The sequence below is a fragment of the Klebsiella sp. SWET4 genome (genome assembly GCF_024296565.1).
GTDB classification, from domain to species: Bacteria; Pseudomonadota; Gammaproteobacteria; order Enterobacterales; family Enterobacteriaceae; genus Klebsiella; species Klebsiella variicola.
Map to the genome: position 1 here is coordinate 51,059 of NZ_JANCOB010000001.1, position 14,110 is coordinate 65,168.

Below are 14,110 nucleotides of genomic sequence, written 5' to 3' on the forward strand. Positions count from 1 at the left end.
CTGAGGGGCTTTTTTTATCAGAAGGTTAACGCGTAATTCAGACCGAAGGTACGGCCACGGCCTTTGTATTCGTACAGCGATGAACTGCCGTAGGTCGGGCTGTAGAGCAGCGGCGCCCGCTGGCCCCAGATGGTGACATAGTCTTCGTTAAGCAGGTTTTCGATACTGAAGGTCAGTTTCCCCACCGGCAGCGCGTAACTGCCAATAAAATCAACGGTGTTATAGCCTTCCAGCTTGTTACCGGCGGCGTCGCTGAGGTCAAACACCTGCTGGCTCTGCACGCGCAGGCTCCACGGATCCGGCGCCCAACCCACCCAGGCGGTGGCTTTGGACGGTGAGGCGAGGGTGACATCCCATTTTTGCCAGCGGCCGTCGGTCTGCACCTGTGATTTCAGCACGTTGAAGTTACCGCCGACGCTCCAGTCGCTGTCCGGAATAAAGTAATCGACCGCTCCCTCAACGCCGTAAATACGCCGTTTGTCGGACTGCACGTCGATGGTCATGTCGGTGCGGTTGACGACGATGGTCTTATCCGAAGTCGAGTAATATGCCGCCAGCTGGGTGCGCAGGTTATCGCCGGTGTAGCGCCAGCCCAGCTCATACGAGTTAACTTTGATCCCCTGCAGCGGCGAGTCATCGACGTTGACGCTGGAGATCAGCGGCAGATGGCCATTGACCGCCGCGCCGTATTTACCGATGCCGTAGTATTTACCGGGGTCCGGCAGCTCGACGCCCTGCGAGAAGTTAAACCAGGTCTGCTGACGCTCGGTCAGATGCGCCACGATCCCGGCGTTAAACAGGAAGTTATCGTAATCGGTTTTGCCGCCTTTGATGGCGTCGGCGGAGCGCGCTTTGCCGTTGGCGATATCCTGTTGCTGGGCGTAGCCGACAAAGTCGTCAACCCGGTTTTCTGTCCACTGGTAGCGTACCCCGCCGCTGACGGTAAAGATCTCGTTCAGATCGTAGCTGGACTGCAGGAACGGCGCGACGTTGGAGATGCTGTATCCCGGATAGCGGCCGGTGGTGTAGATCGATTCGTTATGCAGCCCGCCGGACGCCAGCGATTGCTGCAGATCGAAGAACATCTGGTTGGCATTGAAGGTCTCATGATCGGCGTCGAGACCCCAGGTAAGATCCCATCCCGCCAGCGGCTGGCTGTTGAGGGTCAGCTTTGCGCCATACTGATCGGTATCCTGCTGCGACGAGGAGAAGCTACTGACCTGGCCTTTCGTAAGCGTCGGGAACGGATAGAAGGTGAGGGACTCATCGCGATAGTACACCTGGCTCACCAGATTCTGGCCGAAGAAGTCAGCATCGGAGTACTGGAGGCTGATCAGGTGGCGCTCAGTGCCGGGGATACGGTCGGAATTGAGCCCGTCGGTGGTGTACGCTTTGCCGCCGCTGGTGACCGCGGACATGTTCTTCCCGAGCCACAGGCCGTAGTCATCATCGCCCTGGCTTTTATAATACTGGGTGACAAGCTGCAGCTGGCGATTGTCATCGATCTCAATCGTCCCCGTCCCCATCACGTCGAGGCGGTCAGAGTGCTGGAGCCCCGTTTGGGTGTTATCGAGGATCAGCGCATCGTTATTGCCATCGTACCAGCCGCCGAAACGCTGATAGGCTACCGATAAGCGCCCGGATGCATGGTCTGTCCCGCCGCTGACGGCCGCCGCGATGCGCTCATCGTGATCGTTACTGTTCGCAAACCCGCTCTTGCTGCCCACCTCGAGATCGACCTGGCGATCCTGCTGCCCTTTCTTGGTGACGATGTTGATAAGCCCGCCGGTACTGCCTCCGCCGTACAGCGAGGTCGCCCCGGAGATCACTTCGATATGTTCGATGTTAAAGGGGTCGATGGCGTCGAGCTGGCGACTGTCGGTGCGTGAGGAATTGAGCCGGACGCCGTCGATCAGCACGACGATGGCGCGCCCGCGCATGTTCATCCCGTAATTGGTGCGCCCCTGGCTGCTGACATCGATGCCCGGGATCAGCTGCGCCAGCACGTCTTTGAACTCTTTCCCGCCCTGGACCTGCTGCTCAATCTCCTGGCCCTCAATGACCCAGGTGGTTTGGGCCATTTCGGCCACGGTGCGATGGGTGCGGTTTGCACTAACGATGATGCTGTCTTCATCAGACTGAGCCGCCAGCGCAGGCAGCGAGCTGACCAGCAGCAGGGGGTGGAGCACCCAGAGGCGCTTTTTCATATCCATTCCTTTTATGAGCAAGTTGCTTTGTCGTTGTTATAGGCCGACGCCGGGTCGGCATTAGTTACAATGCGAAACATCTGGAAAAACTCAAAAAAGGATTTTGCACATAATGAATATCGCAATCAATATCATTTGCGTTTATCTTGCACGAGAAAAGGTAATAAAAATCAATCTATTTTGTGGGGATAAAGCCAACAGGAGAGTGGATCCGGCGGCAGAATACCGCCGGAGGCAGGGCACATCAGGACTCGAGGATCTGCGGCCAGAGACGGAGAGTGGTGTCGGTGATTTGCATCAGCTTGTCGAAATCCGCGCCTTCCCGCGCGCTAATCGACATCCCCTGCAGGACACAGTTGAGAAACTGCGCCAGCGGCGCGACGTCGCGGCCCGCGGGGAGTTCGCCCTGCGCTTGCCGCTGCTGCAGAAACTGAGTGAGCGCCTGCTCCTGCATCGCATGGCGGGATTTGATGGTATTGGCGATATCCGTCGAGGAGGCGGCCAGCGCGGCGGAGGTATTGATAATAAAGCAGCCGGCCGGCGTCTCTTTGCTGGTAAAGCAGGTGGCGACCGCCGTGAAGTAGTCGCGCAACGCCTGATCGACGGATTTCCCTTCGGCCAACAGCACGGCTTCGTGCTTCGCGGCAAAGCGCGAAATGTAACGATCCAACACTGCGCGGAACAGGCCTTCTTTATTCACAAATTCCGCATACAGGGTGGGGGCTTTTGCTCCTGTCGCCTCGACCAGATCGGCGAGCGAGGTCGCCTCATAGCCGTGCTGCCAGAAGAGTGTCATGGCTTTGTCCAGCGCCGCATCCCTGTCGAACACCTTCGGTCGGCCACGGCTTTTTTTGGCGCAACTTTGAACGTCAGTTGTCATGGTGCCGTTGTACCTATGTTGGTTTGGTGAAAAGCCATTATAAAAATAAACGATCGCCGGGGCCAGCGCTGTTGGTTTAAAAATAAATAAATCATATGCGTATGAAATTTAAGCATTTTATAAATAGTTAAACGATCGTTATAAAAATGCGTTGACGTGTGATGTAGATCACATTACTATTTACCTATCGATCGTTAAGTTAATACTTACGACCCTACTAAAAAATTCATCTGCACAGGTATAATAATCATGAAAACCGTTAATACTCTGGCTATTGCCGCCGTTCTTAGCTCACTCTCTTTCGCCAGCTTTGCCGCTGTTGAGGTGCAGTCCACCCCAGCGGGTCAGCATAAAGTAGGCACCATCTCTGCTTCTGCCGGGACTAACCTGGGCTCGCTGGAAGATCAGCTGGCGCAGAAAGCGGATGAGATGGGCGCCACCTCATTCCGTATTACTTCGGTAACCGGTCCGAATACCCTTCACGGCACCGCTGTTATCTACAAGTAAGCCCGATGCGTCGTTGCCCGGCCCCCTTCACCGGACAGCGATGAGTAAGACCCTGTTGTACCCCTGTTTGACCCTTGCCAACAAAAAACCCGCCATCAGGCGGGTTTTTTGTTTTGTGCAGCGTAAGACTACAACGACTGCGGTCCAGGGGCAGCATGACGCGTGACGTCAATGGGCATGCCCGAGCGGTAATTCATCGCGCGCTCCATCACCGTCCCGTCGGTTTGCGGCGCCTGTTTGAACTCCGTCATGCTCGCGTTAAGCGTAATGGGCAAGGTCTGCGGGTCGTCATCGATATGCTCAGACAGCGGCTGATGGACTTCAACCAGACGGCGGCCATCCGGCTCTACCGATACCTTGATCGGCGTGTTAATGATATTCACCTTAGTGCCTGGCGAAATGGCGTTGTACAGCGCCTTGATATCGTTGTCGCGCAGACGAATACAGCCGGAGCTGACGCGCATGCCGATGCCGAAATCGGCATTGGTGCCGTGCAGGAGATAGACTCCGCCATAGGCGGCAAGGCGGATGGCGTGATGGCCCATCGGGTTGTCAGGACCGGCTGGCACCACCGCCGGCAGCTCAATCCCCATTGCCTTGTAGCGGGCGCGAATGTTAGCGGTGGGCGTCCAGGTCGGATTGGCCCGCTTGTCAGACACGGTCGTGACCATCGTCGGCGTGATGGTGGTTCCGCCCAGCTGGCCGATGCCGATCGGGTAGACGGTCACTTCATTCTTACCCGGCGGGTAATAGTAGAGGCGCAGTTCGGCAAGGTTAATCACCAGCCCTTCGCGCGGCGCATCGGGCAGCAGCGTCTGCAGGGGGATGGTCAGCACGCTGCCGGCGCGGGGAACATAGGGGTCAACCCCGGGATTGGCCTGCAGCAGGGCCAGAAAGCCGACATTGTACTTTTTGGCAATCGCCTCCAGCGAACCGCCGTTATCCTGCACCACGTGGAACGTATTCTGACCTACCAGCCGGCTGCCCGGCGGGGGAAGGGGCCAGGTGTTGGCGCGCGCGGGCAGAGCCAGCGCGGCGACCAGCGCGACCAGCGCCAGCCAGAGCGTAACGGGGAAACGGTTTCTCATTACCATAACTCCAAAATATATAAGTGGTTATTTTTATATGAAAAGCAGATGAGATTATGGCGTGAGTCTGTGTGGGGAAATCCAGGCGGATTGCAAAATGTTTGTAAAGATTGCCAGGTATGTAAGAAGGGAGATACGGCCAGGGGGCCGTATCTCCTGCCAGTCAGGCGACGGCGTTCTCTTCCAACTGACGCATAAACTGGCGAACCCAGTCCATCCGCGTTTTACGCTCTTCCAGATCCTGCATGAATTTCAGGCGCGTCGGCCCGTCCAGCCGGAAGTGCTGGGGCTGCTTCTGCAGCAGGCCGATCAACCACACCGGATTGACGTTGTTTTTCTCGTTAAATTCAATCACGCCGCCTTTTTCGTTGCTTTCCAGTTTGCGGATCCCCAGTTTCTGCGCCTGCTGACGCAGACGGGCAATATCCAGCAGGTTGCGGGCGGCATCGGGCAGGCGGCCAAAACGATCGATCAGCTCGACTTTGATCTCCTCCAGATCGAGTTCGTTTTTGGCGCTGGCAATGCGCTTATAGAATGACAGTCGCGTATTGACGTCAGGGATGAAATCGTCAGGCAGCAGGGAAGGCATGCGCAGTTCGACCTCCGTCTGCTGGCTGGTGAGATCTTCCAGCGAGGGTTCGCGTCCGGCTTTCAGCGCATCGACTGCGTTCTCCAGCAGCTCCATATACAGAGAGAAACCGATGGTTTCCATCTGACCGCTCTGATCTTCGCCGAGCAGTTCCCCGGCCCCGCGAATCTCCAGATCGTGGGTCGCCAGCGCAAAGCCGGCGCCGAGATCTTCCAGCGACGCAATGGCTTCAAGGCGCTTTTGCGCATCGGTGGTCATCGCTTTCGGATGCGGCGTCAGCAGCCAGGCATAGGCCTGATGATGCGAACGGCCAACGCGGCCGCGCAGCTGGTGCAGCTGGGCGAGGCCAAAATGGTCGGCGCGTTCGATGATGATGGTGTTGGCGGTGGGAATGTCGATCCCGGTTTCGATGATGGTGGTGCACACCAGCACATTGAAGCGCTGGTGATGGAAGTCATTCATCACCCGCTCCAGTTCGCGCTCCCGCATCTGGCCGTGGCCGATGGCTATCCGCGCCTCCGGCACCAGCTCCGCCAGCTTGTCGGCGGCTTTCTGGATGTTTTCGACGTCATTAAATAGATAGTAGACCTGGCCTCCGCGCAGCGTTTCGCGCAGGATCGCCTCGCGCACCACCAGGGCGTCGTATTCGCGAACGAAGGTCTTCACCGCCAGACGGCGCGCCGGCGGCGTGGCGATGATCGACAGGTCCCGCATCCCGCTCATCGCCATGTTCAGCGTCCGCGGGATCGGCGTGGCGGTGAGGGTCAGGATATCGACATCGGCGCGCATTGCTTTGATGCGTTCTTTGTGACGAACGCCAAAGCGGTGCTCTTCGTCGACGATCAGCAGCCCCAGATCGCGCAGCTTCACCTCGCTCTGCAACAGCTTATGGGTGCCGATTAAGATATCGATTTTGCCTTCCGCGGCCTGCTCGAGGATCTGCGCCTGCTCTTTAGCGCTGCGGAAGCGGGAGAGCATTTCGATGCGTACCGGCCAGTTGGCGAAACGATCGCGGAAGTTGTCATAGTGTTGCTGAGCCAGCAGGGTGGTCGGCACCAGCACCGCCACCTGCTTGTGGTTCTCCACGGCGAGGAAGGCGGCGCGCATAGCCACTTCGGTCTTACCGAAGCCCACATCGCCGCACACCAGGCGGTCCATGGCCAGCGGCTGGCACATATCGCTGAGGACGGCGTTAATCGCCTGCGCCTGATCCGGCGTGGTTTCAAACGGGAAGCCGTCGCAGAACAGCTGATACTGTTCGCGGTCGTGTTTAAAGGCAAAGCCCGCCTTCGCCGCGCGCTGGGCGTAGATATCCAGCAGCTCTGCCGCCACGTCGCGTACTTTCTCAGCCGCTTTTTGTCGCGCCCGGGTCCAGGCATCGCCGCCCAGCTTGTGCAGGGGCGCGTTCTCTTCCGCCCCGCCGGCGTAACGGCTGATAAGATGCAGGGAGGATACCGGAACGTATAGCCTGGCATCGTTGGCGTAAGTCAGCATCAGGTATTCGCCGGTGATGCCGCCGGCTTCCAGGGTGGTCATTCCCGCATAGCGGCCCACGCCGTGCTCCAGATGGACAACCGGCTGGCCGATATGCAGTTCGGCAAGGTTGCGAATGAGGATGTCAGGGTTGATTGTGCGACGTGAATCCTGCCGGCGGCGCGCCACGCGCTCGCCGAGCAGGTCGCTTTCGCAAATCAGCGCCAGGCCGCGCTGACTGTCAATAAACCCGTGTTCGGCGGCGCCAATCATCAGATAGCGGCCATTGCCGGTGGCTTCTTCCAGACGCAGCACGTGTTTTGGCGCAATTTTAATCCGCGCCAGCATTTCGCTCAGCGCTTCACGGCGACCCTCGCTTTCCACGGAGAAGATCACCGGGCCGGTAAAGGACTCGAGGAAGCGGCGCAGATTATCCAGCGGCGCTTTGTTTTGCGCCTGCACCGCGAGATCAGGCAGCGTCTGGTAGCCCAGATTGGTATTCGCCGCTTTGTCCGCCAGGCGCTCGGTTTTCAGCTGTACGCGCGGCCATTTTTTCAGTTCGCCGAACAGCTCATCGCTGCGCAGCCACAGCAGTTCCGGCGGCAGGAGCGGGCGCATCGGATCGACGCCGCGGTTTTCGAAGCGGGCGCGGGCTTCATTCTGGAAACGTTCCGCGCTGGCCTCGAGATCGCCGGTGTTGACGATCAGGGTGCTGGCCGGGAAATAGCTAAATAACGGCGGCAGCGGCTCGCTGAAGAACAGCGGCTGCCAGTATTCGATACCGGCAGGCAGTGTCCCTTTACTGACCTGCTGATAGATATGCTCGGCATCGCGCTTCACCTCAAAACGGTCGCGCCACTGACTGCGGAACAGCTCGATGGCGGTCTGGTCGGTGGGAAACTCGTGCGCCGGCAGCAGGTTAATGGCCGCCACTTCCTCCAGCGTGCGCTGGCTGTCGACGTCGAACAGACGCAGGCTGTCGATTTCATCGTCAAAGAAATCGAGGCGGTAGGGCTGGTCGCTGCCCATCGGGAACAGGTCGAGCAGCGCGCCGCGGGTGGCATATTCGCCGTGCTCCATCACCTGATCGACATGGCGATAGCCGGCGCCCTCCAGCTGATCGCGCAGCGCATCGCGCGACAGGCGCTGGCCCTTTTTCATCACCAGCGCGTGCCCGTGAAGGAAGCTGTGCGGGCAAACGCGCTGCATCAGGGTGCTGACCGGGACGATCAGTACGCCGCGCTGCATGGTGGGTAACTGGTAAAGGGTGGCTAGGCGGGAGGAGATGATATCCTGGTGCGGCGAGAAGCTGTCGTAGGGGAGCGTTTCCCAGTCAGCCAGCCCCATCACCATGCTGTCGGTGAACTGCCTGATCTCGTCGTTCAGACGCAGCGCGTTTTGCATGTCAGGTGCCACCAGCACCACCGGGCCTTTGTGGCGTTCGGCCATCTCTGCCACCAGGGTAGCGCAGGCCGCGCCGGTCAACTCGCCAAGCTGGCGCAGATCACCAGCTTTGGCCGGCAATGAGTATCGATATTGTTCAGGCATAGACGGTTTCATGGTCTCTTGGGGATTCGCTCTGCCGATATGGAGGGCAACTCGCTGATATTCAATAGTGAGATTATCCGCGATTGGTCTGGATTCGCCAACCCGAATTGCCATCAGGTGTTGGTTCAACAAACATCCGGGTTGCGGATAAGCGTAAAGATATATCAGCAAGGTCTTATCTATCCGATTGTATTTGCTTGGTTTTTAGGATTATTGCTAATAAAGTCGTCAGGTATCAGTCATTTACGCTGCTCGTATTCGCTTATATACTCGGGCATCGGCTATCAGCAACCAGATGGATGACATGTACCAACCTGCCGCACTCTTTATCGGCCTGCGCTATATGCGCGGGCGCGCAGCCGACCGCTTCGGTCGATTCGTCTCCTGGCTCTCAACCATCGGCATTACGCTTGGCGTAATGGCGCTGGTGACGGTCCTGTCGGTGATGAACGGCTTTGAACGCGAGCTGCAAAACAATATCCTGGGGCTGATGCCGCAGGCCATTCTTAGCGCCAAACAGGGTTCGGTGAATCCACAGCAACTGCCGGAGCGCGAGGCGAAACTCCAGGGGGTGACCCGCGTGGCGCCGATCACCACCGGTGACGTCGTCCTGCAGAGCGCGCGCAGCGTGGCGGTCGGGGTTATGCTGGGCATTGATCCGGCGCAGAACGATCCCCTGACTCCGTACCTGGTGAACGTCAAACAGAGCGATCTGCAGGCGGGCAAATATAACGTTATTCTCGGCGAACAGCTGGCGGGCCAACTGGGGGTTAATCGTGGCGATCAAATTCGTGTGATGGTTCCTTCCGCCAGTCAGTTTACGCCAATGGGCCGCGTGCCGAGCCAGCGTCTGTTCACGGTTATCGGCACCTTCGCCGCCAACAGCGAAGTCGATGGTTATCAGATGCTGACCAACATCGACGACGCCTCTCGTTTAATGCGTTATCCGCTGGGGAATATCACCGGCTGGCGCCTGTGGCTGGATAAACCGCTGCAAGTGGATACCCTGAGTCAGCAGACGCTGCCGCCGGGTACCCAGTGGCAGGACTGGCGCGAGCGCAAGGGCGAACTGTTCCAGGCGGTGCGCATGGAGAAAAACATGATGGGCCTGCTGCTGAGCCTGATCGTCGCCGTCGCGGCCTTCAACATTATTACCTCGCTGGGGATGATGGTGATGGAGAAGCAGGGCGAAGTGGCTATCCTGCAAACTCAAGGGCTGACGCCGCGGCAGATCATGGCCGTCTTTATGGTGCAGGGCGCCAGCGCCGGGATCGTCGGCGCGCTGTTGGGAGCCGTGCTTGGCGCGCTGCTCGCCAGCCAGTTGAATAATTTAATGCCAGTCATCGGCGCCTTCCTTGACGGCGCGGCGCTGCCGGTGGCGATTGAGCCGCTGCAGGTTATTGTTATCGCCCTGGTGGCGATGGTGCTGGCCTTGTTGTCTACGTTGTACCCTTCCTGGCGCGCTGCCGCCACCCAACCCGCTGAGGCTTTACGTTATGAATAAGATCCTGCTGCAATGCGACAACCTGTGCAAACGCTATCAGGAAGGCAATGTGCAAACCGATGTCCTGCACAATGTCAGCTTCAGCATTGGTGAAGGCGAGATGATGGCCATTGTCGGCACCTCCGGCTCTGGCAAAAGTACGCTGCTGCATCTGCTCGGCGGCCTGGATACGCCCACCTCTGGCGACGTGATTTTCTCCGGCCAGCCGATGAGTAAACTCTCCACCGCCGCGCGCGCCGACCTGCGTAACCGCGAGCTGGGCTTTATCTATCAGTTCCACCATTTGCTGCCGGACTTTAGCGCGCTGGAAAACGTGGCGATGCCGCTGCTGATTGGCAAAAAGAAGCCAGCGGATATTGAACGCCAGGCGAAAGTGATGCTGCAGGCAGTCGGGCTTGAACACCGCAGCCATCACCGTCCGTCGGAGCTCTCCGGCGGTGAACGCCAGCGGGTGGCGATTGCCCGCGCGCTGGTGAATAAACCGCGGCTGGTGCTGGCGGATGAACCGACCGGTAACCTTGATGCTCGCAACGCCGACAGCATCTTCCAGCTGCTGGGCGAACTGAACGTCGCGCAGCGCACCGCGTTTCTGGTGGTGACCCACGACCTGCAGCTGGCGAAACGCATGAGCCGCCAGCTGGAGATGCGTGATGGCCGTCTGACCGCCGACCTGACCCTGATGGGGGCCGAGTAATGGCGTCTCCGTTATCGTTACTGATTGCATTACGTTTCAGCCGCGGACGGCGGCGCGGCGGCATGGTGTCGCTGATCTCGGTGATCTCCACCATCGGCATTGCGCTGGGGGTGGCGGTGCTGATCGTCGGCCTCAGCGCGATGAACGGTTTTGAACGCGAGCTGAACAACCGCGTGCTGGCGGTGGTGCCGCACGGCGAAATCGAACCCGTGAACCAGCCGTGGAATAACTGGCAGGAGGCGCTGGCGAAGGTGCAGAAGGTGAAGGGGATTGTCGCGGCAGCGCCCTATATTAACTTCACCGGCCTGGTGGAGAGCGGCAGCAATATGCGCGCCATCCAGGTGAAAGGGGTCGACCCGCAGCAGGAAACCCGGCTCAGCGCGCTGCCCACCTTTGTGCAGAATAACGCGTGGGCCGGATTCAAGGCCGGCGAACAGCAGGTGATTCTGGGGAAAGGGGTCGCCGATGCGCTGCACGTGAAGCAGGGGGACTGGGTGTCGATCATGATCCCTAACGCCGACGCCGACCATCAACTGCTGCAGCCAAAACGCGTCAGGCTGCATGTGACCGGAATTTTACAGCTGAGCGGCCAGCTCGATCATAGTTTTGCCATGATCCCGATGCAGGATGCGCAGCAGTACCTGGAGATGGGCAGCAGCGTGACCGGCATCGCCATCAAGGTCACCGACGTTTTCCACGCGAACAAGCTGGTGCGCGACGCCGGCGAGGTGACCAACAGCTACGTCTACATCAAGAGCTGGATCGGCACCTATGGCTATATGTATCGCGATATCCAGATGATCCGCGCCATTATGTACCTGGCGATGGTGCTGGTGATCGGCGTGGCCTGCTTTAACATCGTCTCGACGCTGGTGATGGCGGTCAAAGACAAAAGCGGCGATATTGCGGTGCTGCGCACGCTTGGCGCAAAAGACGGCTTAATTCGCGCGATTTTCGTGTGGTATGGTTTATTAGCCGGATCGGTAGGCAGCCTGTTCGGGGTAGTGATCGGCGTGATCTGCGCGTTGAACCTGACGTCAATCATCAACGGTATCGAATACCTGATTGGGCATAAATTCCTCTCCGGCGACATCTATTTTATTGACTTCCTGCCGTCAGAACTGCACTGGCTGGACGTCTTTTATGTGCTGGTGACAGCACTGTTGCTGAGTTTGCTGGCCAGCTGGTATCCCGCCCGCCGCGCCAGCCGCATCGACCCGGCGAGGGTGCTGAGTGGCCAGTAATTTATCGTCATCGTCGGCTTTGCTGACGACACAAGAGGAATTGCTGAAATGTATTATGGATTTGACATTGGCGGCAGCAAGATAGCGCTGGGCGTATTTAATCAGGAGCGGCGACTGCAGTGGGAAAAACGCGTCGCCACGCCGAAAAGCAGTTATGAGGATTTTCTCCAGGCGGTGGAGGCGCTGGTCCGCGAGGCCGATGAGCGCTTCGACCAGCAGGGGTCGGTCGGGATCGGTATTCCGGGGATGCCGGAAACGGCAGACGGCACGCTGTATGCCGCTAACGTGCCAGCCGCCAGCGGCCGGCCGCTGCGCACCGACCTCAGCGCGCGGCTGGGGCGCGATGTGCGCCTCGATAATGACGCCAACTGTTTCGCGCTGTCTGAAGCGTGGGACGATGAGTTTACGCAATACCCGCTGGTGATGGGGCTGATCCTCGGCACCGGCGTGGGCGGCGGCCTGGTGTTGAACGGTAAATCGATTACCGGACATAGCTATATCACCGGCGAGTTCGGCCATATTCGCCTGCCGGTGGATGCCCTGGAGGTGGTCGGGCGCGATTTTCCGCTGCTGCGCTGCGGCTGCGGCCAGCTGGGCTGCATTGAAAATTATCTCTCCGGCCGTGGTTTCGCCTGGCTGTACGAACATTTTTACCAGCAACCGCTCTCCTCGCCGGAGATAGTGGCGCAGTGGCAGCAGCACGATCCGCGCGCCCAGGCGCACGTTGAGCGCTATCTCGATCTGCTGGCGGTGTGTCTGGGGAATATACTGACCATTGTCGACCCGGATTTACTGGTGCTCGGCGGTGGATTATCTAACTTTACGGCCATTAGCGAAGGGCTGGCGCAACGATTGCCGCGCCATCTTCTGCCGGTCGCCAGGGTTCCGCGCATTGAGCGCGCACGCCACGGCGATGCCGGGGGAATGCGCGGTGCGGCCTTCCTTCACCTGACCCATTAATCACAGAGGTAGCTATGCAGTCGCGCCGTTTACATCGATTGAGCCGTTTTCGTCGCAATAAACGTCGGTTGCGTGACCGTCTGCGTCAGCGGATTTTCTTTAGGGAGGACAGGATGAAACCTGAAGCGATGGCAAAACCGAGAGTGGTGGTGTTAACCGGCGCGGGCATCTCGGCAGAGTCGGGGATTAAAACCTTCCGCGCGGCGGATGGCCTGTGGGAAGAGCATCGGGTGGAAGATGTGGCGACGCCGGAAGGCTTCGCCCGCGATCCGGCGCTGGTGCAGGCGTTCTACAACGCCCGTCGTCGCCAGCTGCAGAGCCCGGAGATCGCGCCGAACGCGGCGCATCTGGCGCTGGCGCGTCTGGAAGATCTACTGGGCGACCATTTCCTGCTGGTCACCCAGAATATTGATAATCTGCACGAGCGCGCCGGCAACCGCCGGGTGATCCATATGCACGGCGAGCTGCTAAAGGTGCGCTGTTCGTGGAGCGGCCAGGTGCTGGAGTGGACCGTCGACGTCACCGCCGAGGACAAATGCCACTGCTGTCAGTTCCCGGCGGCGCTGCGTCCGCACGTGGTCTGGTTTGGCGAAATGCCGCTGGGGATGGATGAGATCTACAGCGCGCTGGCCGACGCGGATATTTTTATCGCCATCGGTACCTCCGGCCATGTCTATCCGGCGGCTGGCTTTGTGCACGAGGCGCGGCTGCACGGCGCCCATACCGTTGAACTGAACCTGGAACCCAGCCAGGTGGGCAGCGAGTTTGCCGAGAAGCACTACGGGCTGGCAAGCGAAGTGGTGCCTGCCTTTATCGATAAGCTGCTGCAGGAAAACCCGCTATAAACTGAAGCCGCCTGCCGGTAGCCAGGGCCCTGGCCACTGCTTCCGGCAGCGCTGCTGACAAGGATGAAACGTCATGACAGGAGTCAGACCATGCATAATCCGCTGGTTATCGAAGCGATCATGTTGATCGCGGCCATTATCGTTGGCGTCTGGAGCCAGCGCGCTTTACCGCTACACGCCGATAGCCGGCCGATCCTCTTCCTGCTGTGTCTGTTCGTCGGCACTGGCAGCGCATTGTCCCTGCTGCTGGATGGCTTAGCCCTGCTGTTCACCGGTCAGGTCGCGACGGGCGGTGTGCGAATATACGGCCCGTTGCTGCTGCTGGTAGTGCTGTGGAAACCTCTCAACGGGATCTCCGGCATCATTGAAGATTTTGTGCAGCGGCGAGCCGAAAAAGGGAAGGGCAAAGGCCAGCGCGACGGTGGACGACGCTGATCGTTTTCCGCTGCGCCACACACGCTATCGCCCGGCCCGCTGCCGGGCGATAGCCGCCCTGAGCAATGACCTGCCTGTTATGATTTCGTCTTTTTCCTCCTGAATCATTTCTTACTCTATTTTGTGCGTGACCGCT

13 protein-coding genes and 1 pseudogene are annotated in these 14,110 nt (G+C 59.1%); 9 read left to right on the forward strand and 5 right to left on the reverse strand.

The window, feature by feature from the left end:
- Nucleotides 1-17: 17 nt before the first annotated feature.
- Nucleotides 18-2,207 (reverse strand): TonB-dependent siderophore receptor, encoded by a 2,190-nt coding sequence (locus NKJ21_RS00270; protein ID WP_022065355.1) that lies wholly within the window; start codon nucleotides 2,205-2,207, stop codon nucleotides 18-20.
- Between the two features lie 69 nt (nucleotides 2,208-2,276).
- Between NKJ21_RS00270 and NKJ21_RS00275 the strand changes: the two genes are divergently transcribed.
- Nucleotides 2,277-2,399, forward strand: coding sequence for a hypothetical protein (locus NKJ21_RS00275; protein ID WP_012542233.1), 123 nt, complete (start codon nucleotides 2,277-2,279; stop codon nucleotides 2,397-2,399).
- 52 nt (nucleotides 2,400-2,451) lie between these two features.
- On the opposite strand, the gene NKJ21_RS00280 is transcribed toward NKJ21_RS00275, so the two are convergent.
- Nucleotides 2,452-3,087, reverse strand: a complete 636-nt coding sequence (locus NKJ21_RS00280; protein WP_008806001.1) for a TetR/AcrR family transcriptional regulator — start codon at nucleotides 3,085-3,087, stop codon at nucleotides 2,452-2,454.
- Nucleotides 3,084-3,203 (reverse strand): hypothetical protein, encoded by a 120-nt coding sequence (locus NKJ21_RS00285; protein ID WP_046622381.1) that lies wholly within the window; start codon nucleotides 3,201-3,203, stop codon nucleotides 3,084-3,086. Before NKJ21_RS00285 ends, NKJ21_RS00280 begins: the two co-directional genes overlap by 4 nt.
- A 133-nt stretch (nucleotides 3,204-3,336) precedes the next feature.
- On the opposite strand from NKJ21_RS00285, the gene bhsA reads away from it, so the two are divergent.
- Nucleotides 3,337-3,594, forward strand: coding sequence for a multiple stress resistance protein BhsA (gene bhsA / locus NKJ21_RS00290; RefSeq protein WP_012542232.1), 258 nt, complete (start codon nucleotides 3,337-3,339; stop codon nucleotides 3,592-3,594).
- Nucleotides 3,595-3,722: 128 nt separating this feature from the next.
- Here the strand turns inward: bhsA and NKJ21_RS00295 are convergent, their stop codons facing one another.
- Nucleotides 3,723-4,682 (reverse strand): L,D-transpeptidase family protein, encoded by a 960-nt coding sequence (locus tag NKJ21_RS00295; RefSeq protein ID WP_254732597.1) that lies wholly within the window; start codon nucleotides 4,680-4,682, stop codon nucleotides 3,723-3,725.
- Nucleotides 4,683-4,845: 163 nt separating this feature from the next.
- Entirely contained in the window at nucleotides 4,846-8,292 is a 3,447-nt protein-coding gene (gene mfd / locus NKJ21_RS00300; RefSeq protein WP_023339892.1) for a transcription-repair coupling factor, read from the reverse strand.
- A 39-nt stretch (nucleotides 8,293-8,331) separates the two neighbouring features.
- Here mfd and NKJ21_RS00305 point away from each other — a divergent pair.
- The 7 genes and pseudogenes from NKJ21_RS00305 to NKJ21_RS00335 form a co-directional block, all read left to right on the forward strand.
- Nucleotides 8,332-8,454, forward strand: a pseudogene (locus NKJ21_RS00305) (hypothetical protein); the annotation flags it as partial.
- A 142-nt stretch (nucleotides 8,455-8,596) separates the two neighbouring features.
- Nucleotides 8,597-9,796 (forward strand): lipoprotein-releasing ABC transporter permease subunit LolC, encoded by a 1,200-nt coding sequence (gene lolC / locus NKJ21_RS00310; RefSeq protein WP_046622379.1) that lies wholly within the window; start codon nucleotides 8,597-8,599, stop codon nucleotides 9,794-9,796.
- The gene (gene lolD, locus NKJ21_RS00315; protein WP_254732599.1) at nucleotides 9,789-10,490 is read left to right on the forward strand and encodes a lipoprotein-releasing ABC transporter ATP-binding protein LolD; all 702 of its coding nucleotides are present in this window, start codon (nucleotides 9,789-9,791) and stop codon (nucleotides 10,488-10,490) included. Before lolC ends, lolD begins: the two co-directional genes overlap by 8 nt.
- Nucleotides 10,490-11,734: a lipoprotein-releasing ABC transporter permease subunit LolE gene (lolE, locus tag NKJ21_RS00320; protein WP_012542227.1), complete on the forward strand. Its 1,245-nt coding sequence runs from the start codon at nucleotides 10,490-10,492 to the stop codon at nucleotides 11,732-11,734. The genes lolD and lolE overlap by 1 nt, the downstream gene beginning before the upstream one ends.
- Before the next feature lie 48 nt (nucleotides 11,735-11,782).
- Entirely contained in the window at nucleotides 11,783-12,694 is a 912-nt protein-coding gene (gene nagK / locus NKJ21_RS00325) for an N-acetylglucosamine kinase (protein ID WP_008806006.1), read from the forward strand.
- Between the two features lie 14 nt (nucleotides 12,695-12,708).
- Nucleotides 12,709-13,539, forward strand: coding sequence for a Sir2 family NAD+-dependent deacetylase (gene cobB / locus NKJ21_RS00330; protein WP_114500342.1), 831 nt, complete (start codon nucleotides 12,709-12,711; stop codon nucleotides 13,537-13,539).
- Between the two features lie 90 nt (nucleotides 13,540-13,629).
- On the forward strand, nucleotides 13,630-13,974 hold the full coding sequence (locus NKJ21_RS00335) for a hypothetical protein (RefSeq protein ID WP_064170205.1): 345 nt from the start codon (nucleotides 13,630-13,632) through the stop codon (nucleotides 13,972-13,974).
- Nucleotides 13,975-14,110 lie beyond the last annotated feature (136 nt).

Coding starts and splice junctions, on each gene's coding strand:
- NKJ21_RS00270 (WP_022065355.1), bottom strand. CDS start 2,207: ATGAAAAAGCGCCTCTGGGTGCTCCACCCCCTGCTGCTGGTCAGCTCG.
- NKJ21_RS00275 (WP_012542233.1), top strand. CDS start 2,277: ATGCGAAACATCTGGAAAAACTCAAAAAAGGATTTTGCACATAATGAA.
- NKJ21_RS00280 (WP_008806001.1), bottom strand. CDS start 3,087: ATGACAACTGACGTTCAAAGTTGCGCCAAAAAAAGCCGTGGCCGACCG.
- NKJ21_RS00285 (WP_046622381.1), bottom strand. CDS start 3,203: ATGCTTAAATTTCATACGCATATGATTTATTTATTTTTAAACCAACAG.
- bhsA (WP_012542232.1), top strand. CDS start 3,337: ATGAAAACCGTTAATACTCTGGCTATTGCCGCCGTTCTTAGCTCACTC.
- NKJ21_RS00295 (WP_254732597.1), bottom strand. CDS start 4,682: ATGAGAAACCGTTTCCCCGTTACGCTCTGGCTGGCGCTGGTCGCGCTG.
- mfd (WP_023339892.1), bottom strand. CDS start 8,292: ATGCCTGAACAATATCGATACTCATTGCCGGCCAAAGCTGGTGATCTG.
- lolC (WP_046622379.1), top strand. CDS start 8,597: ATGTACCAACCTGCCGCACTCTTTATCGGCCTGCGCTATATGCGCGGG.
- lolD (WP_254732599.1), top strand. CDS start 9,789: ATGAATAAGATCCTGCTGCAATGCGACAACCTGTGCAAACGCTATCAG.
- lolE (WP_012542227.1), top strand. CDS start 10,490: ATGGCGTCTCCGTTATCGTTACTGATTGCATTACGTTTCAGCCGCGGA.
- nagK (WP_008806006.1), top strand. CDS start 11,783: ATGTATTATGGATTTGACATTGGCGGCAGCAAGATAGCGCTGGGCGTA.
- cobB (WP_114500342.1), top strand. CDS start 12,709: ATGCAGTCGCGCCGTTTACATCGATTGAGCCGTTTTCGTCGCAATAAA.
- NKJ21_RS00335 (WP_064170205.1), top strand. CDS start 13,630: ATGCATAATCCGCTGGTTATCGAAGCGATCATGTTGATCGCGGCCATT.